This is a genomic window from Pseudomonas sp. MPB26 (genome assembly GCF_046605355.1).
GTDB lineage: Bacteria > Pseudomonadota > Gammaproteobacteria > Pseudomonadales > Pseudomonadaceae > Aquipseudomonas > Aquipseudomonas cedrina.
On the sequence record NZ_CP176793.1, the window covers coordinates 4,254,511 to 4,279,091 of the forward strand.

At 61.9% G+C, this 24,581-nt stretch carries 18 protein-coding genes; 9 read left to right on the plus strand and 9 right to left on the minus strand.

Annotated features, from left to right (window positions below; genetic code table 11):
* Positions 1–25 precede the first annotated feature (25 nt).
* Together ACLH0H_RS19715 and ACLH0H_RS19720 are read right to left on the minus strand one after the other, a co-directional pair.
* Positions 26–1,633, minus strand: a complete 1,608-nt coding sequence (locus ACLH0H_RS19715; RefSeq protein ID WP_411379289.1) for a carboxyl transferase domain-containing protein — start codon at positions 1,631–1,633, stop codon at positions 26–28.
* A gap of 11 nt (positions 1,634–1,644) precedes the next feature.
* The gene (locus ACLH0H_RS19720) at positions 1,645–2,808 is read right to left on the minus strand and encodes an isovaleryl-CoA dehydrogenase (protein WP_411379290.1); all 1,164 of its coding nucleotides are present in this window, start codon (positions 2,806–2,808) and stop codon (positions 1,645–1,647) included.
* A 150-nt stretch (positions 2,809–2,958) separates the two neighbouring features.
* On the opposite strand from ACLH0H_RS19720, the gene ACLH0H_RS19725 reads away from it, so the two are divergent.
* Positions 2,959–4,593, plus strand: coding sequence for an AMP-binding protein (locus tag ACLH0H_RS19725; protein ID WP_411379291.1), 1,635 nt, complete (start codon positions 2,959–2,961; stop codon positions 4,591–4,593).
* An 876-nt stretch (positions 4,594–5,469) separates the two neighbouring features.
* Here the strand turns inward: ACLH0H_RS19725 and ACLH0H_RS19730 are convergent.
* The 3 genes from ACLH0H_RS19730 to ACLH0H_RS19740 form a co-directional block, all read right to left on the minus strand.
* On the minus strand, positions 5,470–6,369 hold the full coding sequence (locus ACLH0H_RS19730; protein WP_411379292.1) for a hydroxymethylglutaryl-CoA lyase: 900 nt from the start codon (positions 6,367–6,369) through the stop codon (positions 5,470–5,472).
* A 16-nt stretch (positions 6,370–6,385) separates the two neighbouring features.
* Positions 6,386–6,778, minus strand: coding sequence for a MerR family transcriptional regulator (locus ACLH0H_RS19735; protein WP_076950860.1), 393 nt, complete (start codon positions 6,776–6,778; stop codon positions 6,386–6,388).
* Positions 6,779–6,966: 188 nt separating this feature from the next.
* Positions 6,967–7,902 carry a LysR family transcriptional regulator gene (locus tag ACLH0H_RS19740; RefSeq protein WP_411379293.1) on the minus strand — a complete coding sequence of 312 codons (936 nt, stop codon included), beginning with the start codon at positions 7,900–7,902 and terminating at the stop codon, positions 6,967–6,969.
* Between the two features lie 150 nt (positions 7,903–8,052).
* Between ACLH0H_RS19740 and ACLH0H_RS19745 the strand changes: the two genes are divergently transcribed.
* Positions 8,053–9,282 carry an acyl-CoA dehydrogenase gene (locus ACLH0H_RS19745; protein WP_411379294.1) on the plus strand — a complete coding sequence of 410 codons (1,230 nt, stop codon included), beginning with the start codon at positions 8,053–8,055 and terminating at the stop codon, positions 9,280–9,282.
* Between the two features lie 130 nt (positions 9,283–9,412).
* Here the strand turns inward: ACLH0H_RS19745 and ACLH0H_RS19750 are convergent, their stop codons facing one another.
* On the minus strand, positions 9,413–10,744 hold the full coding sequence (locus ACLH0H_RS19750; protein WP_411379295.1) for a substrate-binding domain-containing protein: 1,332 nt from the start codon (positions 10,742–10,744) through the stop codon (positions 9,413–9,415).
* A 127-nt stretch (positions 10,745–10,871) separates the two neighbouring features.
* Positions 10,872–11,684, minus strand: a complete 813-nt coding sequence (gene xthA, locus ACLH0H_RS19755; RefSeq protein WP_411379296.1) for an exodeoxyribonuclease III — start codon at positions 11,682–11,684, stop codon at positions 10,872–10,874.
* A gap of 169 nt (positions 11,685–11,853) precedes the next feature.
* On the opposite strand from xthA, the gene ACLH0H_RS19760 reads away from it, so the two are divergent.
* The 7 genes from ACLH0H_RS19760 (at position 11,854) to ACLH0H_RS19790 (ending at position 23,034) form a co-directional block, all read left to right on the plus strand.
* Positions 11,854–12,504 carry a GNAT family N-acetyltransferase gene (locus ACLH0H_RS19760; RefSeq protein WP_076950855.1) on the plus strand — a complete coding sequence of 217 codons (651 nt, stop codon included), beginning with the start codon at positions 11,854–11,856 and terminating at the stop codon, positions 12,502–12,504.
* A gap of 64 nt (positions 12,505–12,568) precedes the next feature.
* Positions 12,569–14,296 (plus strand): autotransporter assembly complex protein TamA, encoded by a 1,728-nt coding sequence (locus ACLH0H_RS19765; protein WP_411379297.1) that lies wholly within the window; start codon positions 12,569–12,571, stop codon positions 14,294–14,296.
* A complete protein-coding gene (locus tag ACLH0H_RS19770; RefSeq protein WP_411379298.1) occupies positions 14,296–17,967 on the plus strand; it encodes a translocation/assembly module TamB domain-containing protein in 3,672 nt (1,223 codons plus the stop codon). Before ACLH0H_RS19765 ends, ACLH0H_RS19770 begins: the two co-directional genes overlap by 1 nt.
* A gap of 398 nt (positions 17,968–18,365) precedes the next feature.
* The gene (locus tag ACLH0H_RS19775) at positions 18,366–18,839 is read left to right on the plus strand and encodes a MarR family winged helix-turn-helix transcriptional regulator (protein WP_307391782.1); all 474 of its coding nucleotides are present in this window, start codon (positions 18,366–18,368) and stop codon (positions 18,837–18,839) included.
* The gene (locus ACLH0H_RS19780) at positions 18,836–20,287 is read left to right on the plus strand and encodes an efflux transporter outer membrane subunit (protein WP_411379299.1); all 1,452 of its coding nucleotides are present in this window, start codon (positions 18,836–18,838) and stop codon (positions 20,285–20,287) included. The genes ACLH0H_RS19775 and ACLH0H_RS19780 overlap by 4 nt, the downstream gene beginning before the upstream one ends.
* 15 nt (positions 20,288–20,302) lie before the next feature.
* Positions 20,303–21,505 carry an efflux RND transporter periplasmic adaptor subunit gene (locus tag ACLH0H_RS19785; protein WP_411379300.1) on the plus strand — a complete coding sequence of 401 codons (1,203 nt, stop codon included), beginning with the start codon at positions 20,303–20,305 and terminating at the stop codon, positions 21,503–21,505.
* A complete protein-coding gene (locus ACLH0H_RS19790) occupies positions 21,505–23,034 on the plus strand; it encodes a DHA2 family efflux MFS transporter permease subunit (protein ID WP_411379301.1) in 1,530 nt (509 codons plus the stop codon). The genes ACLH0H_RS19785 and ACLH0H_RS19790 overlap by 1 nt, the downstream gene beginning before the upstream one ends.
* A 134-nt stretch (positions 23,035–23,168) precedes the next feature.
* Here ACLH0H_RS19790 and lpxH read toward each other — a convergent pair whose 3' ends face one another.
* Together lpxH and ACLH0H_RS19800 are read right to left on the minus strand one after the other, a co-directional pair.
* A complete protein-coding gene (lpxH, locus tag ACLH0H_RS19795) occupies positions 23,169–23,918 on the minus strand; it encodes a UDP-2,3-diacylglucosamine diphosphatase (RefSeq protein ID WP_411379302.1) in 750 nt (249 codons plus the stop codon).
* Positions 23,915–24,418: a peptidylprolyl isomerase gene (locus ACLH0H_RS19800; RefSeq protein ID WP_186689731.1), complete on the minus strand. Its 504-nt coding sequence runs from the start codon at positions 24,416–24,418 to the stop codon at positions 23,915–23,917. Before ACLH0H_RS19800 ends, lpxH begins: the two co-directional genes overlap by 4 nt.
* Between the last annotated feature and the right edge of the window lie 163 nt (positions 24,419–24,581).

The following is a 24,581-nucleotide window of genomic DNA, read 5'->3' on the forward strand; positions in this document are numbered from 1 at the left end:
TCGCGAACAAGCTCGCTCCTACAGGTTACATGCGGAACACGCCGAAGCGACTCGGCTCGATGGGGGCGTTCAGCGCAGCGGATAAAGCCAGGGCCAGCACATCACGGGTCTGCATCGGGTCGATGACACCGTCGTCCCACAGGCGCGCGCTGGAGTAGTAGGGGTGGCCCTGGGTTTCGTACTGGTCGAGGATCGGTTGCTTGATCGCCGCTTCTTCCTCGGCGCTGAAACCTGTGCCCGCGCGTTCAGCCTGCTCGCGCTTGACCTGCACCAGAACGCCGGCCGCCTGCTCGGCACCCATCACGCCAATGCGGGCATTGGGCCACATCCACAGGAAGCGCGGATCATAGGCGCGACCGCACATGCCGTAGTTACCGGCACCAAAACTGCCGCCGATGATCACCGTGAACTTCGGCACCTTGGCGCAGGCTACGGCGGTGACCAGCTTGGCGCCGTGCTTGGCGATGCCACCGGCCTCGTATTTCTGGCCGACCATGAACCCGGTGATGTTCTGCAGGAACAGCAGCGCAATTCCACGCTGGCAGGCCAGTTCGATAAAGTGCGCGCCTTTCTGCGCCGCCTCCGCGAACAGAATCCCGTTGTTGGCCAGGATCGCAATCGGGTAGCCGTGCAGGTGCGCAAAGCCACATACCAGGGTGGTGCCGAACAACGCCTTGAACTCATCGAACACCGAACCGTCCACCAGCCGTGCGATCACTTCACGCACATCGAAAGGCTGTTTGGCATCGGCCGGGACCACGCCGTACAGTTCTTCGCTGCTGTACAGCGGTGCTATGGGTGGGCGTTGCAACACCTCACCCTGCTTGCGCCAATTGAGGTTGGCCACGCTGCGTCGAGCCAGCGCCAGCGCGTGTTCATCGCTCTCGGCATAATGGTCGGCCACGCCGGAAATCTTGCAGTGCACATCGGCGCCGCCGAGGTCTTCGGCGCTGACCACTTCACCGGTCGCCGCCTTCACCAGCGGCGGGCCGGCGAGGAAGATCGTTGCCTGGTTGCGCACCATGATCGCTTCGTCCGCCATGGCCGGCACATAGGCGCCGCCAGCGGTGCACGAACCCATCACCACGGCGATCTGCGGGATGCCCTGGGCGCTCATGTTGGCCTGGTTGAAAAAGATCCTTCCGAAGTGCTCGCGGTCGGGGAAGACCTCGTCCTGACGCGGCAGGTTGGCGCCGCCGGAATCCACCAGATAAATGCACGGCAGGCGGTTCTGCGCAGCGATGGTCTGCGCGCGCAGGTGCTTTTTCACAGTGAGCGGGTAGTAGGAACCGCCTTTGACGGTGGCATCGTTGGCGACGATCATGCATTCGACGCCTTCCACCCGGCCGATCCCGGCAATCAAGCCGGCGGCGGGCACGTCTTCGCCGTACACCTGATGGGCGGCGAGTTGGCTGAGTTCAAGAAACGGCGAGCCGGGGTCGAGCAGGCGGTTGATGCGCTCCCGAGGCAGCAACTTGCCGCGCGAGGTGTGGCGCTCCTGCGCCTTGGCGCCGCCGCCTTGCTGCACCTGCGCAAGCAGGCTGTGCAGGGCGTCGACCTGTTGGCGCATCGCCGCGCTGTTGGCGGCAAACTCTGCCGAGCGGGGGTTGAGTTGGGTGTGCAAGGTGGCCATGGCGCGCTCCTTCAGCGGGTTTCGTTGAAGAGTTCGCGACCGATCAGCATCCGCCGGATCTCACTGGTGCCCGCGCCGATTTCGTACAGTTTGGCGTCGCGCAGCAGGCGGCCGGCGGGGAATTCGTTGATATAGCCATTGCCGCCCAGGATCTGGATCGCGTCGAGGGCCATCTGTGTGGCGCGCTCGGCGCTGTAGAGGATCACCCCGGCGGCGTCCTTGCGCGTGGTTTCGCCACGCTCGCAGGCCTGGGCCACCGCGTAGAGGTAGGCGCGGCTGGCGTTGAGCTGGGTGTACATGTCGGCCACCTTGCCCTGGATCAACTGGAATTCGCCGATGCTCTGGCCGAACTGCTTGCGGTCGTGGATGTAGGGCACGATCAGGTCCATGCAGGCCTGCATAATCCCGGTCGGGCCGCCGGAGAGCACCACGCGTTCGTAGTCCAGGCCGCTCATCAGCACTTTCACGCCACCATTGAGCACGCCGAGGATGTTGTCCTCGGGCACCTGCACGTCATCGAAAAACAATTCGCAGGTGTTGGAGCCGCGCATGCCCAGCTTGTCGAACTTGTTGCTGCGGCTGAAGCCTTTCCAGTCGCGCTCGACGATAAAAGCGGTGATGCCGTGGGCGCCTTTCTCCAGGTCGGTCTTGGCGTAGATCACGTAGGTGCTGGCATCGGGGCCGTTGGTGATCCAGGTCTTGCTGCCGTTGAGCACGTAATGATCGCCGCGTTTGTCGGCGCGCAGTTTCATCGAGACCACATCGGAACCGGCGTTCGGCTCGCTCATGGCCAGGGCGCCGACGTGCTCGCCGCTGATGAGCTTGGGCAGGTATTTGAGCTTCTGTGCGTGGTTGCCGTTGCGGTTGATCTGGTTCACGCACAGGTTGGAATGCGCGCCGTAGGACAGCGCCACCGACGCCGAACCCCGGCTGATCTCTTCCATCGCCACCACGTGGGCCAGGTAACCCAGGCCGGCGCCGCCGTATTCTTCCGGCACGGTTATGCCGAGCAGGCCCATGTCGCCGAACTTGCGCCACAGGTCGGCGGGGAACAGGTTGTCGATGTCGATCTGGGCCGCGCGAGGCGCGATTTCCTTGCCCACGAAGGACTGCACCTGGTCGCGCAGCATGTCGATGGTTTCACCGAGGGCGAAGTTCAGGGACGGGTAACTCATGGACAGGCACCTTAATGTGAGCTTGGTTTTTGTGTGGATGGCACGCCGGAGGAGGGCGCTCACCTTTACGTTAACGTAAACTTGCGTTACGGCGCTGTCAATCGTAGTTTACGTTTACGTCAACCTACAAAAAAGACAACAGGGGTCGTTATGGATCAACCGAATCAGAGCTACAGCCGTGGCGCCCAGGACAAGACCTTGCTGGCGCAGACCATCGGCCAGGCGTTCGATCAGACCGTTGCCCGCTATGCCGATGGCGAAGCCCTGGTGGTGCGCCATCAGCAGCGGCGCTACACCTGGCGGCAGTTGGCCGAGACCGTGGATGTGCACGCGCGCGCGTTCCTGGCGCTGGGCATGCAGACCGGCGACCGCCTGGGTGTCTGGGCGCCCAATTGCGCCGAGTGGTGCATCAGCCAGATTGCCAGCGCCAAGCTCGGGGTGATCCTGGTGAATATCAATCCGGCGTATCGCAGCAGTGAGTTGGACTATGTGCTCAAGCAGTCCGGTTGTCAGTGGCTGGTGTGCGCGGGGTCGTTCAAGTCCTCCGATTACCACGCGATGTTGCAGGCACTGCAACCCGATCTGCGCGGCATCATCAGCCTCGACCCCAACCCGCCCGAGGGCTTCATGCCCTGGTCGCAGCTATCGGCCCTGGGCGCAAGCGTCCCGCCGGAACAACTGCACAGCCGCCAAGCCAGCTTGCATGTCGACCAGCCGGTGAATATCCAATACACCTCCGGCACCACCGGCTTCCCCAAAGGCGCCACCCTCAGCCACCACAACATCCTCAATAATGGCTACATGGTCGGCGAAAGCCTCGGCCTGACCGCGCAGGATCGCCTGGTGATCCCGGTGCCGCTGTATCACTGCTTTGGCATGGTCATGGGCAACCTGGGCTGCATCACCCACGGCACCACCATGATCTACCCCAATGACGGCTTCGATCCGTTGCTGACGCTGACCGCCGTCGCCGAAGAAAAAGCCACCGGCCTTTACGGCGTGCCCACCATGTTCATCGCCATGCTCGATCACCCACGCCTCGGCGAATTCGACCTGTCGAGCCTGCGCACCGGCATCATGGCCGGAGCCACGTGCCCCATCGAAGTGATGCGCCGGGTTATAGGCGAGATGCACATGCGTGAAGTGCAGATTGCCTATGGCATGACTGAGACCAGTCCGGTGTCGTTGCAGACGGGTGCCGATGACGACTTGGAGCTTCGCGTGACCACCGTCGGTCGCACCCAGCCGCAGTTGGAAAACAAGATCATCGACGCCGACGGCAACACCGTCGCGCGCGGCGAGATCGGCGAGTTGTGCACGCGTGGCTACAGCGTGATGCTCGGCTATTGGAACAACCCGGAGGCCACCCGCGAGGCCATCGACGACGCCGGCTGGATGCACACCGGCGACCTGGCGAGCATGGATACCCACGGTTACGTGTGCATTGCCGGGCGCAACAAGGACATGATCATTCGTGGTGGTGAGAACGTGTACCCGCGTGAAGTGGAGGAATTTTTCTTCACCCACCCGGCAGTGGCGGATGTGCAGGTGATCGGCATTCCGGATGAGCGCTACGGCGAAGCCATCGTCGCATGGATCAAGTTCCACCCAGGCCATGTCGCCAATGAGCTTGAACTGCAAACCTGGTGCAAGGGCCGCATTGCGCACTTCAAGACGCCCAAGCACTTCAAGTTCGTCGAGGAGTTTCCGATGACGGTAACCGGCAAGATCCAGAAATTCCGCATGCGCGAGATCAGCATCGAAGAGCTGCGAACGCGGGAATGACTGACAGCCTCCGATCTGATTGTGGGAGCTGGCTTGCCTGCGATAACGATTTATCAGCCACCCATCCGGGCCTGATGTACCGCTATCGCAGCATTGGTATCTACACATATTTTTTGAGGGCACACGAGCACCTGTAGTGAGCAGGCTTGTCCCGTGCTGGGCTGCGAAGCGGCCCCAAAGCAGGCGACTTAAATTTACCTGAAACTCGGCGGCGTCTTTAGTGGGGCGGCTTCGCCACCCAGCGCGGGACAAGCCCGCTCACTACAAGATGTGTAGAGGCCATCGCAGGCAAGCCAGCTCCCACATTGAATGGCAGAGTGTCAGATGAATGATCAAAACCCGGAAAGCACAAAGGGGACCCGAGGGTCCCCTTTAATTTGTCGTTGCGTGCTCTTTTTTATTATTGAGGGGCGGTCTATTGTTGTTTTTGGCAACCGTTACCCTTTACCGCTGTTTTGGTGACCCCCATCCGGGGTCAAGAGCAAACGTATTTTTTTGAGCGCTGACTTGCTTCTTCGTTAACGATCCAACCAGTGGGTAGCTACCTGAGGTAGTTTTATTTTTCTCTATCCGGTTGCGGGTTTCGGCATGCCGTACCCTGCGAAGCACATCTTCTCCAAAAAAATCTGTTAGCTGCGTCTCTGCCGTGTTGTTTTTGTTATGTCAGAGTCGTTTCGTCTTATTTTTATTAGGCTTGGTGCTTTTTATTCTTGTTATGCCATAGAGATAGCAGGAGCCGTGCCAACTTTTAAAATGTCTTTAAAATCAATAAGTTAAATTTTTACCAAAGATTGACCCCAATCCAATAACCCAAAACCTGTTCCCGTGTTACTCGATGTGTAGGCGGGCGGTAACACTTTGTCACGGCTGGGCTACTCAATTGGCGTTACGTGCCTTGGCCACACGCGACCCGGTCGGTCGACCCAGCACCTTGCTGATCTGCTGGCCCGCACCGATCAATGCCTGCAGGTCGATACCGGTCTCGATGCCCAGGCCATCGAGCAGGTACACCACGTCTTCGGTGGCGACGTTACCGCTGGCGCCCTTGGCGTAGGGGCAACCGCCGAGGCCCGCGATAGAGCTGTCGAACACGCTGATGCCTTCCAGCAGGCTGGCGTAGATATTCGCGATGGCCTGGCCATAGGTGTCATGAAAGTGCCCGGCCAGCTTGTCCCGCGGCACTTGCGCGCCGACCACCTCGAACAGCCGCCGCGTGGCCCCGGCCGTGCCAATGCCGATCGTGTCGCCAAGGGACACCTCATAACAGCCCATGGCATACAACTCCCGTGCGACCGCCGCTACTTGCTCCGGTGCGACGTTGCCCTCATACGGGCAACCCAGCACGCACGACACATAGCCACGCACGCTGACCCCGTGCTGCCTGGCCGCTTCCATGATCGGCGCGAAACGCGCCAGGCTTTCGCTGATCGAGCAGTTGATGTTGCGCTGGGAAAACGCCTGCGACGCAGCCGCGAATACCGCCACTTCCTTCACGCCGGCCGCCAGCGCGTCTTCAAAACCGCGCAGGTTCGGCGCCAGCGCGCCGTAAGTCACGCCGGGCTTGCGCTGGATTTGCGCGAACACGTCGGCGGAACCGGCCATCTGCGGCACCCACTTGGGCGATACGAAACTGCCGACTTCGATATAGCCCAGGCCCGCCGCGCTGAGGGCGTCCACCAGCCGGACCTTGTCCGCCACGCTGATGGGTTGGGCTTCGTTCTGCAGGCCGTCGCGCGGGCCGACTTCCACCAGGCGTACGTGTGAGGGGAGGGACATGGCAGTTACCTTCTGATCAATGGCCGGCCTGGCTCATGGTAGTGGCCAGGGCCTGGGTGCAGCGCTCTTCGGCGGTGTCCAGTTCCAGCTTCATTTGTTCGATGTCCAACAGTTGCTGTTCCAACTGCTCGCGGCGCTCGGCGATCTTGGCCAGCATGCTGTTGAGTTGGACATGGTTGCCGCTGCTGGGGTCGTAGAGTTCGATCAACTCGCGACACTCGGCCAGGGAAAAACCGATGCGCTTACCGCGCAGGATCAGCTTGAGGCTGACCTTGTCGCGCGCCGAGTAGATGCGCTCCTGGCCCCGGCGCTCCGGCGCCAGCAGGCCCTGTTCTTCGTAGAAACGAATGGCGCGGGTAGTGATGTCGAGCTCGCGGGCGAGGTCGGAGATGCTGTAGGTCGTGCTCATGGGGGCGCTCAAGAAGTTCTTGGCGCTAAGCTAAAGGCAGGTTGACGTGAACGTCAAGCTCGATCATTAATCCTTGTAGGAGCGAGCTTGCTCGCGAAAAACGTCAACGATAACGCGGTAAGCCTGATACCCAGCGGCGCTCTCAGTTCTTCGCGAGCAAGCTCGCTCCTACAGGGGAGGGTGCAAGGTCAGGCTTGCAGCTTGTCGAGCTTTTTCTCGTGGGCCGTCACTTGCTGGCACAACTCGATCATCTGCTCGCGCATCCAGCGGTTCGCCGGGTCCTGGTCGGTGCTTTCATGCCAGTACAGGTGGGTTTCCACCGCGGGCACATCGTTGACCGGCAAGTTGAACCAGTGCAATTCATGACGGCGGGCGAAGCGCTCGGGCACGGTCATCACCATGTCGGTCTGCTGCAACACCTGCGAAGCCATCAAGTAATGCTGGGAGCGCAGGGCGATCTTGCGCTGGATGCCCATCTTGCCCAGCGCCAGGTCGACGTGGCCCAAGCCGTTGCGCCGGCTGGAGATATGGATATGGGTCAGCGACAAATAATCATCCAGCGTCAGTTTGTCTTTGCCCGCCATCGGGTGACCCTTGCGCATCGCACACACATAGCGGTCTTCCATCAGCTTGACGTGGCGCACCTGCGGGTCGGTATTGAGCGGCGCGTCCACGGCAAAGTCCAGGCGCCCGGCGGCCAGTTCCTTGGTGGTCTCGCGGCGTTTGGACAGGAAGCTTTCGATGACCACGGTGGGTGCCAGGCGGCGCAGGCGCTGGAACAGCGGCGGCAGGATCACCGCCTCGGTGAGGTCGGTCATGCTGATGCGGTAGGTCTTGGCGGCCTGCTGCGGGTTGAAGATGCGGCTTTCCTGCACCGACACACGCAGCAACGACAACGCATTGCGCACCGGGCCGATGATGTTCTGGGCCATCGGCGTGGGCACCATCCCTTGGGCGGTACGCACGAACAGCGGGTCGTTGAAGGTTTCCCGCAGCCGCGCCAGAGCGTTGGACACCGCCGGCTGGGTGATACCGACAATCTGCCCGGCGCGGGTCAGGTTGGCTTCGGTGTAGATCGCGTCAAAGACGATAAACAGGTTGAGGTCGACCTTGCTCAGATTCATGGTTGCGCTCTTTATTGTTAGGTGGCCATACGTCGATCATATATCGGTGATGAATGTTAATACACGCCGAGAATAGGCTAGGTAAATTATCAACGCTGTTCTAGCATCGATTGCATGACCTAAACAACCTCTCAGAGAAGGGAGCTGCTCATGGATTTCGCCTATTCGCCCAAGGTTCAGGAACTGCGTGAACGCGTCACTGCATTCATGGACGCTTACGTTTACCCGGCCGAGCCGGTGTTCGAACGCCAGGTCAGCGAAGGTGATCGCTGGCAGCCCACCGCAATCATGGAAGAACTCAAGGCCAAGGCCAAAGCCGAAGGCCTGTGGAACCTGTTCCTGCCGGAGTCCGAACTGGGCGCCGGCCTGACCAACCTCGAATACGCGCCATTGGCTGAAATCATGGGGCGCTCTTTACTCGGCCCGGAGCCCTTCAACTGTTCCGCCCCCGACACCGGCAACATGGAAGTGCTGGTGCGCTACGCCAATGAAGAGCAGAAACAGCGCTGGCTCGAACCCTTGCTGCGCGGTGAAATCCGCTCGGCCTTCGCCATGACCGAACCCGACGTGGCCTCGTCCGACGCCACCAACATGGCCGCCCGTGCCGAGCGCCAGGGTGACGAGTGGGTGATCAACGGCAAGAAGTGGTGGACCTCCGGCGCCTGCGACCCGCGCTGCAAGATCCTGATCTTCATGGGCCTGAGCAACCCGGATGCGCCGCGCCATCAGCAGCACTCGATGATCCTGGTGCCGGTGGACACCCCCGGTGTGAAAATCCTGCGCCCGCTGCCAGTGTTCGGCTACGACGATGCGCCCCACGGTCATGCCGAAGTGCTGTTCGACAACGTGCGCGTGCCCTATGAGAACGTGTTGCTCGGCGAAGGGCGCGGTTTTGAGATCGCCCAGGGTCGCCTCGGCCCAGGCCGTATTCACCACTGCATGCGCTCCGTCGGCATGGCCGAACGCGCCCTGGAGTTGATGTGCAAACGCTCGGTCAGCCGTAGCGCCTTCGGCCAGCCGCTGGCGCGGTTGGGCGGCAATATCGACAAGATCGCCGACTCACGCATGGAGATCGACATGGCACGCCTGCTGACCCTGAAGGCGGCGTACATGATGGATACCGTGGGCAACAAGGTGGCGAAAAGCGAAATCGCCCAGATCAAGGTTGTCGCGCCGAATGTGGCCTTGAAGGTGATCGACCGCGCGATCCAGATCCACGGCGGCGCCGGTGTTTCCAACGATTTCCCGCTGGCCTACATGTACGCCATGCAACGTACCCTGCGCCTGGCTGATGGACCGGACGAAGTGCACCGCGCTGCGATTGGCAAATTCGAGATCGGCAAGTATGTGCCTAAAGAGCTGATGCGCGGCGGGCGGTAATACCGAGTTGCCTGCATTCGCGAGCAAGCCCGCTCCCACACTGGACCGTTTTTCAACATGAGAGTGCGGTCGAATGTGGGAGCGGGCTTGCTCGCGAAGAGGCCGGCCCAAACAACACACAACCCAAGGCTCAATACACCCAAACCTCCACCCGCCGATTCTTGATCCTGCCTTCATCCGCCGTATTCGCCGCCACCGGCATCTGCGCGCCAAACCCGTGAATCTCCCGCAGCACCACACCACTTTTGACCAGCTCCCGGCGCACCGCCATTGCGCGCAGTTTCGACAGTAACGCCGCGCGCTGCGGGTCGTTCTTCACGTCACCAAAGCCCACCAGCGTGACCTGTTTCTGAAGTTTGCCGTGGCGCTTTATATAAGCCACCACCCGTTGCAAATCCTGGCGAGCCTTGTTGTCCAGGCTGGCGCTGCCTTCCTCAAACCGGAAATTCACCGTCAAACGCTGAGCCTCACGTGCGATGGCTTGATACTCCCCGGGCATCGACGCGCGCGGCACCACGTCCATCGCCTGCACCTGTTGCGCGATAAACCCGTTGGCGGCCACGAGCGCCTGGCCCTTGCTGCTCTGGGTGAAGTCCACCAGTGCCTTGGCCCACGGGTTGTGCCCCGACGGCGGCCGGTAAAAAAACAAGCGACGGGACAGCGGGTAATCCTCGGTGGCAATCAGACTGTTCAGCGGCAACATCGCCTGCGAGTCGCCATCCACGATCGCCACGGCTTTGGCCTGGCGCACATAGGGCAGCCCGATAAAACCAATGCCCTGGGGATCCTGGCTCACCGCATCCGATAATTGCTCGCTGGACTCGAAACGTTTGGCCGAAGGGTCGAGGGGCTTGCCGCGCAGGCGCAGCACCAGTTCCTTGAACGTGTCGTAGGTGCCGGACTGATCATCGCGCGCATACAAATGGATAGGCCCACCGATACCGCCCAACGCCTCCCAGGTGCTGATATCGCCATTGAAGATCTGCGCCAGTTGCTCGGTGTCCAGCGTATTCAGCGGGTTTTGCGGGTTGAGGATGATGGCCAGGCCGTCGATGGCGATTACCTGTTCGGCGTCGGGGCTTTTCAGGTCGCCCAGCGGTTCGAGGTCGACCAGTTCGCTGTCCTTGATCGGGCGCGACGAGGCGGCGAGGTCGGCAGTGGATTTTTTCAGTGCGCTGAACCCGGTGCTCGAACCGTGGGCCGCGATTTCGATGGTGACGGTCTTGCCTTGGCGAGTCTTGCCGACCACCCGTTGCTCATTGGTTCCGTCGCCAGGCTCGCCATGAACGGCCTGCAAGCCCTGCTGCTCCATCATTCCCTGGACCAGCGCGGGGCCCAGCTCCGCGCCAATGGTGTTGGAGCCCTGGATGCGTAACGCAGGGCCTTGGTCGGGAACGGGCAGGGGGGCGGAAACGGCCAGGAGTGGAAAAAGGCACAGCAGGAACAGAACGCGCAGCCTCATGCCGCACCTCACGCCAAAGGGAGTGCTGCGAGATTAAGTCAGGCAGGTTGCATAAATATGACTGACACGCCAGGGATCAAACTGTGGCAAGCCAGCTCCCACATTTAGATATTCACCAGTCTTCAGATCAGCTCAGTTCAAGCCAGATCGGCGCATGATCCGACGGTTTTTCCAGCCCGCGCAGTTCGTAATCCACCCCTGCATCCTTGACCCGCCCCAGCAAACCATTGGACGCCAGGATCACGTCAATCCGCAGCCCGCGCTTGGGCTCATCTTCAAAGCCGCGGCTGCGGTAGTCGAACCAGCTGAATCGGTCGGCCACGTCCGGGTTCAGGTGACGGAAGCTGTCCACCAGGCCCCAGTTCTTCAGGCGGGCCATCCACTCGCGTTCTTCCGGCAGGAAGCTGCACTTGCCGGTCTTGAGCCAACGCTTGGCGTTGTCGGCACCGATGCCGATGTCGCAATCTTCAGGGGAAATATTCACGTCACCCATCACCACCAGCGCCTGGTCATTGCTGAACTGGCTTTCGAGCAACTGCTGCAGGTCTTCATAAAAGCGCTGCTTGGCCGGGAACTTGGTCGGGTGGTCGCGGCTTTCGCCCTGGGGGAAATAGCCGTTCATGATGGTCACCGGGTGGCCGTTTTCATCGGCGAAAGTGCCCCAGATAAACCGGCGCTGGGCGTCTTCTTCGTCGCTGGCAAAGCCTTTGTGCAGGCTCAGCGCCGGCAGGCGCGAAAGCAGGGCCACGCCGTAGTGACCTTTCTGGCCGTGGTAGTACACGTGATAGCCCAGGGCCTGCACTTCGGCCAACGGGAACTGGTCGTCGTGCACCTTGGTTTCCTGCAGGCCGATCACATCCGGTTGGTGCTTCTCGATCAGCGCCGCCAGCTGATGAGGGCGGGCGCGCAGCCCGTTTATATTGAAAGAGACGATTTTCATGGTCGCAGGTGACGTCCTGGCAAAAGGGCGATGCTAGCGGACAAGTCGGACGGGGGCCAGCGTGGCGGTATGGCCGTTGCGCTGCTAATGTCTGGGAACGACTCGTGCCGCTTGGGTTCGTACCCATGAGCACGCCGTCTTCCGAGCGGTGCCCAGGGAGATTTATTGTATGTCTGACACACTGACCGCCACTGCCGAAATCCGTCTGCTCAACAGCGGCTATTCCCGCGAGGCCCGCTCCCTGCTGTATCAAGCCTATCGTCACGAACCGACCTTTGCCTACATCTTCGAAGCCGAGCGGGCGGGCTACGAGCAACGGGTACGCGCCACCGTGCGCGAGTTGGTCAAGCAGCATTTCTTTCAGAAACTTCCCGCAATCGGCCTGTTCGTCAACGACCGGCTGATCGGCATCGCCCTGATCGCGCCACCGCAGCGACGCCTGGGGATCACCGAGAGTTGGGCCTGGCAAATTCGCATGTGGCTGAGCACCGGCGTGCGCGGCACGCGGCGTTACCTCGACTACCATCACGCGGTGCTGGCGTGCCTGCCCAGCGAGTCGGTGCATGTGCTGCCCTTGTTGGGCATTCACCCGCAGTTTCAGGGCAAACACTACGGCGAGCAATTACTGGAAGCGGTACACAACTGGTGCGCAGAAGACCCGCATTCTTCCGGCGTGGTGCTGGATACGGGCAATTCACGCTACCTGGATTTCTATAAGCGCCAGGGCTACGAGGAGATTGGCGAAGTGGCTGTAGGGCCCATCCTGGAACACGTGTTTTTCCATCCCAACCCCCAGGCAGTACAGGCGGCTACGGTTTAACTCAGAATTTTTCAGAAATGTCTGAGTTCTAAAATTCTCCCCAGCTCGTGTAGCATCCGCGCCTATGAAGTTTCCAGGAAGATTTACCAGCGGCTTGATTCTGCTGTTCACAAGCTGCGGTGCCTTGGCGCAAAGCGAATTGGACGTGCGGATCAAGCCTTCGAACGACGCGTTGAAAGCCAACATCGAAGGCTACATCGGCGGGGTCGGCGATCGTGATGAAGAGGCCTTGCTGCGCTTCAGCCGTGGTGCCGAAGAGCAGGCGCGCAAGGCCGCCCAGGCCTTGGGCTTCTATCAACCTCGTATCGACAGTGAGGTGAAGGGCGGCAAGACTCCGCGCCTTGTCCTCACCATCGACCCCGGCGAACCGGTGCATTTGCGTAACGTGACCATTCGGGTCGACGGCCAGGCCGCCGACCTCAAGGCCTTTCGCGTGCCCGTCAGCGACGGCCTCAAATCCGGCGCGGTGCTCAACCACGGCCACTACGAAGACGCCAAGCGCCTGATCCAGAACCAGGCCTCGCGCTACGGCTTTTTCAGCGGGCGCTTTACCCGGCAGACACTCTCGGTAGACCCGCAGGCCGGTGTCGCCGATATCGAACTCATCTACAACAGTGGCCCGCGCTACACCCTGGGTAAAGTCAGCTTTGCCGGCGATACACCGTTCGACGACGACCTGCTGCAACGCATGGTGCCGTTCAAAAGCGGCACGCCCTACGATTCCGAATTGATCGCCGAGCTTAACCAGAACCTGCAGGCCAGCGGCTTTTTCGAAGGCGTGCGCGTGGACGCCGCGCCCGCGACTTCAACCGACGACATCATCCCCGTGGCCGTGCGCCTGGAGACCCGCAAGCCGCGCACCATGGGCCTGGGGCTCGGGTTCTCCACCGACGTCGGCCCGCGCGGCCGGGCCAACTGGACCCGCCATTGGGTCAACCCCCAAGGGCATAGCTACGGTTGGGAGGCCGAGCTGTCGGCGCCGCGCCAGAACGTCGGCCTGTGGTACGACATTCCTCTGGACCCGCCGCTGACCGACAAACTGCGTTTTGCCGGGGGCTATCAGAATGAAGAAATCGCCGACACCGATACCCTGAGTAAATTGCTCACCCTCGGCCCCGAATGGCACAGCAAGTTACCCAGCGGCTGGACGCGGGTGATCTCGCTCAAGTACCAGCGCGAAGAGTATCGCCTGGGCGACGACTCGGGCCTGAGCAACCTGGTGATGCCGGGTATCAACTACTCATACCTGCGCAGCGACAACCGCATCGATCCGCACAATGGCTATCGCCTGGCGTTCGATGCCAAGGTCGCCAAGGAAGGGCTGGGTTCCGACACCAACCTGCTTTACGGCACCGCCATGGTCAAAGGCCTGACCACCCTGTGGGACAACCACCGCTTCCTGGCCCGCGCGCAGGTGGGCGGCAGCGCCACCAACGGCTACCAGTCGGTGCCGCCGTCACTGCGTTTCTTTGCCGGTGGCGACCAGAGCGTGCGCGGCTACGCGTACCAGACGCTGTCGCCCAAGAACAACCGGGGCGAACGTATCGGCGGGCGCTACATGGTGGCCCTGAGCGCCGAGTATCAATATTCCATCACCGATAAATGGCGGATCGCGACCTTTATCGACCAGGGCAACTCCTTCAACAACCTGGATTTGCCCAGCCTGAAAACCGGTGTGGGCGTAGGCGTGCGCTGGGTGTCGCCGGTGGGGCCTATTCGCCTCGACCTGGCCCATGCCCTCGAAGATCCGGGCGGTATTCGCTTGCACTTTTCCATGGGGCCTGAGCTGTGATGCGTGGTGTGAAAATAGCCGGGCTGGCCGTGGTGGCCGTCCTTGCCGTGCTGCTACTGGCGCTGTGGACGGTGCTGGGCACCCAGGCGGGCAGCCGCTGGGCGTTGGGCCGCGTAGCGGGTTTGAGCGTGGAGAACTTCCAGGGACATTTGGGCGGCCAGTGGAGCGCCGACCATCTGTTGTGGCAGCAGGACAGCAGCCGTGTCGAACTCAAGGCGCCGTTGCTTGATTGGTCGCCAGCGTGCCTGTTGCGCCTGACCTTGTGCATCGACCGCTTGGACGTTGAACAGGTCAGTCTGCAATTTCCACCGGGTACCGAGGACAGCAGCGGACCGGTCCAACTACCCGACCTGGACCTGCCGCTGGCCATCCAATTGGGCGAGGTTCGCGTCGGTAGCCTGCTGTTCAACGGCACTGAAGAACTCAAGGGCCTGCAATTGGCCGCGCATTGGACCGCTGCCGGCCTGCGCATCGATTCGGTGCACCTGCAACGCGAGGATCTGGTGCTGGACTTGGCCGGCCTGCTGCAAACTGCTGGCGACTGGCCTTTGGCCGCCAGCGGTCACCTGAGCCTGCCCTACGCGCCGGGCGGCGCTGCGTGGAACGTCGCGTTCAAGATCGATGGCGACCTGCTCAAGACCCTCAAGCTCGACGCCGACAGCACGGGCTATCTGCCGGCCAGGCTCACGGGCGAACTGCAACTCCTGGCGCAAAACCTTCCGGCTCAATTGCGCATCACCTCGGACGGCTTCAAGCCCAGCGCCGAGTTGCCGGACACCCTGCAACTCAACCAACTCGACCTTAGCGCCAAGGGGGATTTGGCAAGCGGTTACCAACTGCTCGGGCGCGCCGTGCTCCCGGCGGAAAAAGGCCCGGTGCAGATGCTTCTGCGGGGCAAGGTTGACGCCAAGGGCGCGCAGATCGCCGGGCTGGACTTGAACGCCGGTGACAAGCAAAGCCTGAAACTTTCAGCCCAATTGGACTGGCAACAAGGCTTCAGCGCCGACGCCAGGATCGATTGGCTGGACTTTCCCTGGCATCGCCTCTATCCCCTGATCGATGAGCCACACGTCGCGCTCCGTACGTTCAACGGTGAGATATCCTACAAAGACGGCAACTATCTGGGCAATCTCAAGGCCGATCTCGACGGCCCCGCCGGCAAATTCAATGTAGTCACACCGTTCAGTGGCGACCTCAAGCAACTCTTCCTGCCCGAACTGAAACTCAGCGCCGGCCAGGGCAAGGCCGAAGGCCACCTGAACCTGCAATTCGCCGATGGCATCGCCTGGGACACGGCCCTGGACCTGTCGGCATTGAACCCGGCGTACTGGGTGGCTGAGTTGCCCGGCACCCTGGCCGGGCCGTTGCGCAGCAAGGGCGAGTTCAAAAACGAGCAACTCAAGCTCAATGCCGACCTTGACCTCAAGGGTCGCCTGCGTGGGCAAACCGCGGTGCTGGCGGCCAAGGCCGAGGGTGCGGGCGAGCAGTGGACTCTCGCCAACCTCGATGTTCGCCTGGGCGATAACCGCATCAATGGCAGCGGCAGCTTGCAGCAACGCCTGGCTGGCCAGATCGATATCAAGTTGGCGCGCCTGGCCCAGCTGTGGCCGCAGTTACGCGGGCAGGTCAACGGCCGCCTCGACGTGGCCGGCAGCCTCAAGGCGCCGCAAGGCAAACTCGCCCTCAAGGGCCAGCAACTGGCATTTGCCGACAATCGCCTGCAGAACCTCGCCCTGGACGCCAGCCTCGATAATGCCCAGCGTGCCAGGCTCGACCTTAAGGGCAACGGTATTCAGTCCGGCGACACTCAGGTCGGCACGCTGACGGCCAGCGCCCAGGGCGATATCAAGCAGCAAAAGGTCCAGCTGGATTTGGCCGGGCCCTTGGTCAAGCTGGCGCTGGCGTTGGATGGCAACCTCGACCACGGCAATTGGCGCGGGCGCCTGGCCAGTGGCGCTGTGCAAGCCGGCGGCCAGGACTGGAAGCTGCAGGCACCGGCGAAGGTCGAGCGCCTGGCCGATGGCAAATTGACGTTTGCCGCGCACTGCTGGGTGTCCGGGGCCGCCAGCCTGTGCGGCGAAGACCAGCGTCTGATGCCCGAGCCGAAGCTGCGCTACCACCTCAAGCAATTTCCCATCGACAGCCTGGCGGCGTTCATGCCCAAGGATTTTGCCTGGCAGGGCAAGCTCAACGCCGACCTGCAACTGGACCTGCCCGACAGCGGCCCCAAAGGCCTGGTCTCGGTGGATGCCAGCGGCGGCACCTTGCGCGTCAAGGACAAGCACCAGTGGCTGGATTTCCCCTACGACACCCTGAAGCTGGAAACCACCCTCAACCCCAAGCGCATCGACACGCAGTTGAACTTCCATGGCGGCAAGCTCGGCGAGCTGCTGTTGCAGGCGCAGATCAACCCCTTGCCGAAAGACAAGCCGATCACGGGCAACTTCAGCCTGGTTGGCCTTGACCTCGCGGTGGCACGACCCTTCGTGCCGATGGTGGAGACCCTCAGCGGCAAGCTCAATGGCAGCGGTCGTCTCTCCGGTGGCTTGCTGGCGCCTCAGGTCAACGGCAGCGTCAACCTGGTGGGCGGTGAGGTGTCCGGCCCGGAACTGCCCCTCAGCCTGGAAGACCTGAACGTGCAGGCGCTGATCGCCGGCGACAGCGTGCAGCTCAACGGCGGCTGGCGCAGTGGCAAGGCCGGGCAGGGCAGTCTCAAGGGCCGGATCGACTGGGGCCAGGCCCTGGCGATGGACCTCAAGTTGCAAGGCGCGCAACTGCCGGTGACGGTCGAGCCTTACGCGGTGCTGGAAGTGGCGCCCGACCTGACCATCAGCCTGAAGGACGACAAGCTGGCCGTCGCCGGCAAGGTGCACATCCCGCGTGGTGATATCACGGTGCGCGAACTGCCACCGTCTACCGTCAAGGTCTCGGACGACACCGTGATCGTCGGCAGCCAGACCGAAGAGGGCAAGCCCGCGATGGCCATGGCCATGGATATCGATGTGGTGGTGGGCGAAGACCGGCTCAACTTCTCGGGCTTCGGCCTCACCGCCAAGGTGCAGGGCCACGTGCATATCGGCGACAACCTCGACACCCGTGGCGAGCTATGGCTGAACGACGGCCGCTACCGCGCCTACGGCCAGAAACTCGATGTGCGACGGGCACGGCTGTTGTTCGCGGGACCGCTGGACCAGCCGTACCTGGACATCGAAGCGATCCGCAAGACCGACGAGGTGGTCGCCGGCATCCGCCTGAGCGGCAGCGCCGAACACCCCGCCACACAAGTCTTCTCTGAACCGGCCATGGGCCAGGAACAGGCGCTGTCCTACCTCGTGCTGGGGCGTCCGTTGAGCACCACCGGTGAAGACAACAACATGCTGGCCCAGGCCGCGCTGGGCCTGGGGTTGATGGGCAGCGCCGGGGTTACGTCAGACCTGGCCAACAAACTGGGCATCCAGGATTTCGACCTCGATACCCAGGGCAGCGGCAATAAGACCGCCGTGGTGGCCAGTGGCAAGATCACGGAGAAACTCAGCCTGCGTTACGGGGTAGGGGTTTTCGAGCCGGCCAGCACCATTGCCTTGCGCTATCTGTTGAGCAAGAAGGTGTATCTGGAGGTGGCGAGCGGCGTGGCCAGCTCCCTGGATATCTTCTACAAGCGCGATTTCTGATCCGTACTCGTCAAAAATGTGGGAGCTGGCTTGCCTGCGATAGCCATAGGTATCTACACAACTTTCAAAGGCTGAAAAATCTTCGTGTAGTGAGCGGGCTTGCCCCGCGCTGGGTGGCGAAGCCGCCCCAAACCAGGCGACCTGGTTCTATCTGGACTCCGCGGTGGCTTTATTTGGGGCCGCTTCGCAGCCCAGCGCGGGGCAAGCCCGCTCACTACAAAGATGTGTAGATACCTATACCGCTATCGCAGGCAAGCCCGCTCCCACAGGTGTCTGCATTGCAGCCTGCCAGCCCATGTAAGTACCAAGCAAGCTAATAATTCCATTTGACATTCGCTGCCTAAGCAGTAATATCTCGTCGCACATTCACTGCCTAGGCAGTAATAAGGTGACTCTCGATGCCGCACTTCACCCCTGAAAATTTCCATAACTGCCACCTCGGCCTGTTGTTGGGGCGCGCCGCGATTCTCAAGGACCGCATCATCGACACCCACATGGAACCCCACGGCATCACCGCCGCGCAGTTCAAGGTGTTGATCATCATGGCCCAGTTCGGCGTCGACACTCCGGCAGAGCTGTGCCGCCACCTGTCCCTGGACAGCGGTTCGATGACGCGGATGCTCGACCGCCTGGAGCAAAAAGACTTGCTCAGCCGCAAACGCTCCGAGCTGGATCGCCGCCAGGTGCAGTTGGTGCTGACCGCGGGCGGCCAGCGCCTGGCGGACATGCTGCCGCACATCGGCGCCCAGGCGTTGAACCAGTTGGCGGGGGCACTGGAGCCTGGCGAGCTGGAAACCCTGGAACGCATCCTCAAGAAAATTCTGGTAGCTGCCGGTGATCCCATCACCCTGCAGCGGGTAGGTAACACATGAACACACGTGCCCTTTGCCTGGTGCTCGCCGCCATGAGCATGGCCGGTTGCGCCAACTACAGCGGCCTCGATACCCAAGGCAAGCGCCTGGACGCCAATACCCTGCAAACCGGACAGTCCCTGAACGGCGTGACCCTGTCGAGCGCCGCCTGGCCCAGCGCCGACTGGTGGAAAAGCCTCGGCGACCCGCAGCTCGACGGCCTGATCCAGGAAGCTCTGCACAACAGCCCCGACATGCAAGTGGCCAGCGCTCGGGCTCACCAGGCCGAAGCCGCCGCTTACGCCGCCAACGCCGAGCGCATGCCGACCCTGGATGCCAGCGCCGGTGTCAGCCGTTCACGCCTGGCCAGAGACCAGGACCCGCGCGGCGAAGGTGATGCCTATTCGACCGTGCGCAACATCGGCGCCAGGTTCAATTACAACTTCGACCTCTGGGGTGGCCAGCGCGCCGCCTGGGAAGCCGCGTTGGGCGAGGCCCGTGCCGCCCAGGTTGATCAGCAGGCGGCGCGCCTGACGCTGGCCGCCAACGTCGCCAAGGCCTACAGCGACCTGGGCCAGGCGCACATCGTGCGAGACCTGGCCAATGATGACCTCAAACGCACCCGGCAGATGCTCGACCTGAGCAAGCGTCGCCTGGATTCTGGCATCGACAGCCAGTACCAGTACCAGCAGACCGAGAGCCTGGAAGCCAGCTCGCAGTCGCAACTGATCGATGCGGAAAAACAGCTGCAGAGCGCGAAAATCGCCCTGGCCGTGCTGCTCGGCAAAGGCCCGGACCGTGGCAATGAGCTGGCGCGGCCCACCGTGCTCAAACCCGGCGCGGTCGCCGTGCCTTCGGTGCTGCCCGCCGAGCTGCTGGGCCGGCGTCCGGACCTGATTGCCGCGCGCTGGCGCGTCGAAGCGGCGGCCCGGAACATTGATGCGAGCAAGACCCGCTTCTACCCCAACCTCAACCTGAGCGCGAGCGCCGGGGCCGAGTCGTTGCTGGGCGATGCGATGTTTGGTCCGGCCAGCCGCTTCTTCAATATTGCGCCAACGATCTCGCTGCCGATCTTCGACGGCGGCCGCCTGCGTGCCGATCTCGATGCCCGCGACGCCGACTACGACCTGGCCGTGGCCCAGTACAACAAGACTCTGGTGCAAGCCCTGGGCGATATCGGCACCACCCTCTCGCAACTGCGCGACACCGGCCGGCAGATCCAGGCCCAGCAACACGCAGCGGACATTGCCCAGCAGTCCTACGACACTGGCGTGCAGCGCTACAGCTCCGGGATCGGTAACTACCTGGATGTGCTCAGCATCGAGCAGCAATTGCTGCAGGCCCAGCGCCAGCTGGCGAGCCTGAATGCCGCGCAGATCGATCTGTCGATTCAATTGATGCAGGCCCTGGGTGGCGGCTACGGCGCCAACAACGTGGCCGCAACCACCCCCGCCACACGCTCGGAATAATTTGAGGTATTTGTCATGGCCACTGCCGACAGCAACAACGCAACTGAACAATCCAAGCAAGACAACAATCCGCGCAAACGCAAAGTGATGCTGATCGGCCTGGCGCTGATCGTCATCCTCGCCATTGTTGGCGTATGGGGCTGGTATGAACTTTACGGGCGCTTCAACGAAAGCACGGATGACGCCTATGTGAACGGCAACGTGGTGGAAATCACCCCGCTGGTCACCGGCACCGTGGTCAGCATCGGCGCCGACGATGGCGACCTGGTTCATGAAGGCCAGGTGCTGATCAATTTCGACCCCAACGACGCCGCCGTCGGCCTGCAAAGTGCCCAGGCCAACCTCGCCCGCACCGTGCGTCAGGTGCGGGGCTTGTACAGCAATGTCGACGGCATGAAGGCCCAGGTCAACGCGCAGAAAGCCGACGTGCAAACCGCCCAGGACAATTACAACCGACGCAAGACCCTGGCCCAGGGTGGCGCGATCTCCCAGGAAGAACTGTCTCACGCCCGTGACAGCCTGACCGCGGCGAAGAACGCGCTGACCAACCTTGAGCAGCAACTCAAATCCACCAATGCCCTGGTGGATGACACGGTGATCTCGTCCCACCCGGATGTGCAGGCCGCCGCCGCGCAATTGCGCCAGGCCTATCTGACTAATGCGCGCAGCACCTTGATTGCGCCAGTCACCGGCTACGTGGCCAAGCGCACTGTGCAATTGGGCCAGCGCGTGCAACCCGGCACGGCGTTGATGGCGGTGATCCCGCTGAACCAGCTGTGGATCGACGCCAACTTCAAGGAGACCCAACTGCGCGACATGCGCATTGGCCAGCCGGTGGACATCGAGTCGGACATCTACGGCAGTGACGTGAAATACAGCGGCACCGTGGACAGCCTGGGCGCCGGCACCGGCAGCGCATTCGCCCTGCTGCCGGCGCAGAACGCCACCGGCAACTGGATCAAGATCGTGCAACGGGTGCCGGTGCGCATCCATATCAACGCCGAAGAGCTGGCCAAACACCCGCTGCGCGTGGGCCTCTCTACCGTAGTCAATGTGGACCTGCACGACCAGAGCGGCCCGGTGCTGGCGCAACAACCGCCACAAAAGGCCTCGTTTACCACCAACGTGTACGACCGCCAATTGGCCGAGGCTGACGCGATGATCACCCAGTTGATCCATGACAACAGCAGCGCCGCGCCCAAGGCTGCGCAACGCTGATGAGCAATAACGCCTCCTTCACGCCACCCAGCCTGTTGATGGCCACTATCGGCCTGTCGCTGGCGACCTTTATGCAGGTGCTCGACACCACCATCGCCAACGTGGCGTTGCCGACCATTTCCGGCAACCTCGGCGTGAGCTCGGAGCAGGGCACCTGGGTGATCACCTCGTTTGCGGTGAGCAACGCCATTGCCTTGCCGCTTACCGGTTGGCTGAGCCGCCGCTTTGGCGAGGTGAAGCTGTTTCTGTGGGCGACCATCCTGTTTGTGCTGGCCTCGTTCCTCTGCGGTATTTCCACCTCGATGCCCGAGCTGATCGGCTTTCGCGTGTTGCAAGGCCTGGTGGCCGGGCCGCTGTACCCGATGACCCAGACGCTGCTGATCGCGGTCTACCCGCCGGCCAGGCGCGGCATGGCCCTGGCGTTATTGGCGATGGTCACGGTGGTGGCACCGATTGCAGGCCCCATCCTCGGTGGCTGGATCACCGACAGTTACAGCTGGCCATGGATCTTCTTCATCAACGTGCCCATCGGCATTTTTGCGGTGATGGTGGTGCGCGCGCAGCTGAAGAAACGCCCGGTGGTCACCAGTTACCAGCCGATGGACTATGTGGGGCTGTTGAGCCTGATCGTCGGTGTCGGCGCCTTGCAGATCATCCTCGACAAGGGCAATGACCTGGATTGGTTCGAGTCCAACTTCATCATCATTGGCGCGGCGATTTCAGCGGTTGCGCTGGCAGTTTTCGTGATCTGGGAAATGACCGACAAGCACCCGGTGGTCAACCTGCGATTGTTTGCGTACCGCAACTTCCGCATCGGCACCATTGTGCTGATCGGCGGGTATGCGGGCTTCTTCGGTATCAACCTGATCCTGCCGCAGTGGCTGCAAACCCAGATGGGCTACACCGCCACCTGGGCGGGCCTGGCGGTGGCGCCGATCGGCATTCTGCCGGTGTTGATGTCACCGTTCGTGGGCAAATATGCGCACAAGTTCGACCTGCGCCTGCTGGCGGGGTTGTCGTTCCTGGCGATGGGCTTGAGCTGCTTCATGCGCGCCGGTTTCACCAATGAGGTGGACTTCACCCATATTGCCCTGGTGCAGTTGTTCATGGGGATCGGTGTGGCGCTGTTTTTCATGCCGACCTTGAGCATCCTGATGTCCGACCTTCCGCCGCAGCAGATCGCCGACGGCGCGGGCCTGGCGACCTTCCTGCGTACGCTGGGCGGCAGCTTCGCGGCCTCGCTCACCACCTGGATCTGGATTCGCCGGGCGGACCAGCACCATGCGTACATGAGCGAAAACATGACCACCTATGACTCGACCACGCGCGACGCGATACAGGCGCTCGGCGGGGCAGGGCAGAAGGCGTATGCGCAGTTGGACCAAATCCTCACCAGCCAGGCGTACATGATGTCCACGGTGGACTACTTCACGTTGATGGGATGGATCTTCGTGGGCTTGATGTTGCTGGTATGGCTGGCCAAACCGCCGTTCGGCGCCAAGGCCGGGCCTGAGGCTTCCGGCCACTGACCGCCATGAGTAGGAATGCAATCCACTGTGGGAGCTGGCTTGCCTGCGATAGCATCACCTCGGTACAACTGATTCACCGAGTTGTCTGCATCGCAGCAAGCCAGCTCCCACAGGTGATTTGTGTTGCCTGCTAGTCAGGCGCCAGGCAACGCCAACTGCGGATTGACGAAGTCAAACGCCGCCAGCGCAAATCCTTGCTCATCCACCTGCAGCGCCCAGCCTTGCTTGTCCCAATCCCCTAGCACAATGCGCTTGGCCGCCTGATCGCCAATCTGCAACTTATGGATGGCAGGGCGGTGGGTGTGGCCATGGACCAGGGTGCGTACGCCAAAGTGCTGCATCACCCGCGGCACTTCCTCGGCGGTCACATCCACGATGTCGTTGGCTTTCATGCGCGTCTGCGCACGGCTTTCGCTGCGCAGTTTGCGCGCCAGCCTGTGCCGCGTGCCCAACGGCAAATGGCGCAGGGTAAACAGCACAACCGGGTTGCGTAGGATGCGTCGCAGCTTCATGTAGCCGACGTCGCGGGTGCAGAGGCTGTCGCCGTGCATCAACAGCACGGGTTCGCCATGGAGCTGCACGACACTCGGGTCCTTGAGCAAGGTGGCGCCTGCCGCTTTGCAGAACGCCTTGCCGATCAGGAAATCGCGATTGCCGTGCATGATGAAAATCGGGGTGCCGCTGTCGCTGAGTTCGCGCAGGGCGGCGCAAATCGAGCGTTGGAACGCTGTCATCCCATCGTCGCCAATCCAGGCTTCAAAGAAGTCCCCCAGAATGTACAACGCCTGGGCGCCACGGGCGCGGCCGTGGAGCAGATCCAGAAACGCCCGGGTAATATCCGGGCGTCCCTCTTCCAGATGCAAATCTGAAATCAGCAATATCACCCAACGATCTCGGCTTTCTCGACGATAACGTCTTCTACCGGAACGTCCTGGTGGCCGGCCTTGCCGGTGGTCTGCACGCCTTTGATCTTGTCGACGACGTCCTGGCCTTCGGTGACTTTACCGAACACCGCGTAGCCCCAACCCTGCACGTTCTTGCCGGTGTGGTTGAGGAAGGCGTTGTCGGCGACGTTGATGAAGAACTGCGCGGAGGCCGAATGCGGCTCCATGGTACGGGCCATGGCGACGGTGTACTTGTCGTTGGAAAGGCCGTTGTCCGCTTCGTTCTGAATGCTTGGACGCTTGTCTTTCTTTTCTTTCATGCCAGGCTCGAAACCGCCGCCCTGGACCATGAAGTTGCCGATGACACGGTGGAAAACGGTGTTTTCGTAGTGGCCGGCCTTAACGTATTCGATGAAGTTGGCGACGGTGATCGGCGCTTTCTCGGCGTTCAGCTCGATGACGATGTCACCGTGGTTGGTGGTCAGTTTGACTTGAGTCATGTTCACTACTCTTTTCAGGGAATTCGTGGGTTTGGGTGCCTGGGCACCACGACCGGTTTGGCGAAACAGCGGCCAAGGCGCGCAGTTTAGCGTGCCTGCCAGGAATTTCGAGGTGGTTTTTTACCGCCGGTGCAATAAATGCTGCAGTTTTTGGTGCTGCCCT

Coding starts and splice junctions, on each gene's coding strand:
- ACLH0H_RS19750 (WP_411379295.1), bottom strand. CDS start 10,744: ATGAGGCTGCGCGTTCTGTTCCTGCTGTGCCTTTTTCCACTCCTGGCC.
- ACLH0H_RS19715 (WP_411379289.1), bottom strand. CDS start 1,633: ATGGCCACCTTGCACACCCAACTCAACCCCCGCTCGGCAGAGTTTGCC.
- ACLH0H_RS19775 (WP_307391782.1), top strand. CDS start 18,366: ATGCCGCACTTCACCCCTGAAAATTTCCATAACTGCCACCTCGGCCTG.
- xthA (WP_411379296.1), bottom strand. CDS start 11,684: ATGAAAATCGTCTCTTTCAATATAAACGGGCTGCGCGCCCGCCCTCAT.
- ACLH0H_RS19720 (WP_411379290.1), bottom strand. CDS start 2,808: ATGAGTTACCCGTCCCTGAACTTCGCCCTCGGTGAAACCATCGACATG.
- ACLH0H_RS19735 (WP_076950860.1), bottom strand. CDS start 6,778: ATGAGCACGACCTACAGCATCTCCGACCTCGCCCGCGAGCTCGACATC.
- ACLH0H_RS19800 (WP_186689731.1), bottom strand. CDS start 24,418: ATGACTCAAGTCAAACTGACCACCAACCACGGTGACATCGTCATCGAG.
- ACLH0H_RS19740 (WP_411379293.1), bottom strand. CDS start 7,902: ATGAATCTGAGCAAGGTCGACCTCAACCTGTTTATCGTCTTTGACGCG.
- ACLH0H_RS19770 (WP_411379298.1), top strand. CDS start 14,296: ATGCGTGGTGTGAAAATAGCCGGGCTGGCCGTGGTGGCCGTCCTTGCC.
- ACLH0H_RS19790 (WP_411379301.1), top strand. CDS start 21,505: ATGAGCAATAACGCCTCCTTCACGCCACCCAGCCTGTTGATGGCCACT.
- ACLH0H_RS19785 (WP_411379300.1), top strand. CDS start 20,303: ATGGCCACTGCCGACAGCAACAACGCAACTGAACAATCCAAGCAAGAC.
- ACLH0H_RS19780 (WP_411379299.1), top strand. CDS start 18,836: ATGAACACACGTGCCCTTTGCCTGGTGCTCGCCGCCATGAGCATGGCC.
- ACLH0H_RS19765 (WP_411379297.1), top strand. CDS start 12,569: ATGAAGTTTCCAGGAAGATTTACCAGCGGCTTGATTCTGCTGTTCACA.
- ACLH0H_RS19760 (WP_076950855.1), top strand. CDS start 11,854: ATGTCTGACACACTGACCGCCACTGCCGAAATCCGTCTGCTCAACAGC.
- ACLH0H_RS19745 (WP_411379294.1), top strand. CDS start 8,053: ATGGATTTCGCCTATTCGCCCAAGGTTCAGGAACTGCGTGAACGCGTC.
- ACLH0H_RS19725 (WP_411379291.1), top strand. CDS start 2,959: ATGGATCAACCGAATCAGAGCTACAGCCGTGGCGCCCAGGACAAGACC.
- ACLH0H_RS19730 (WP_411379292.1), bottom strand. CDS start 6,369: ATGTCCCTCCCCTCACACGTACGCCTGGTGGAAGTCGGCCCGCGCGAC.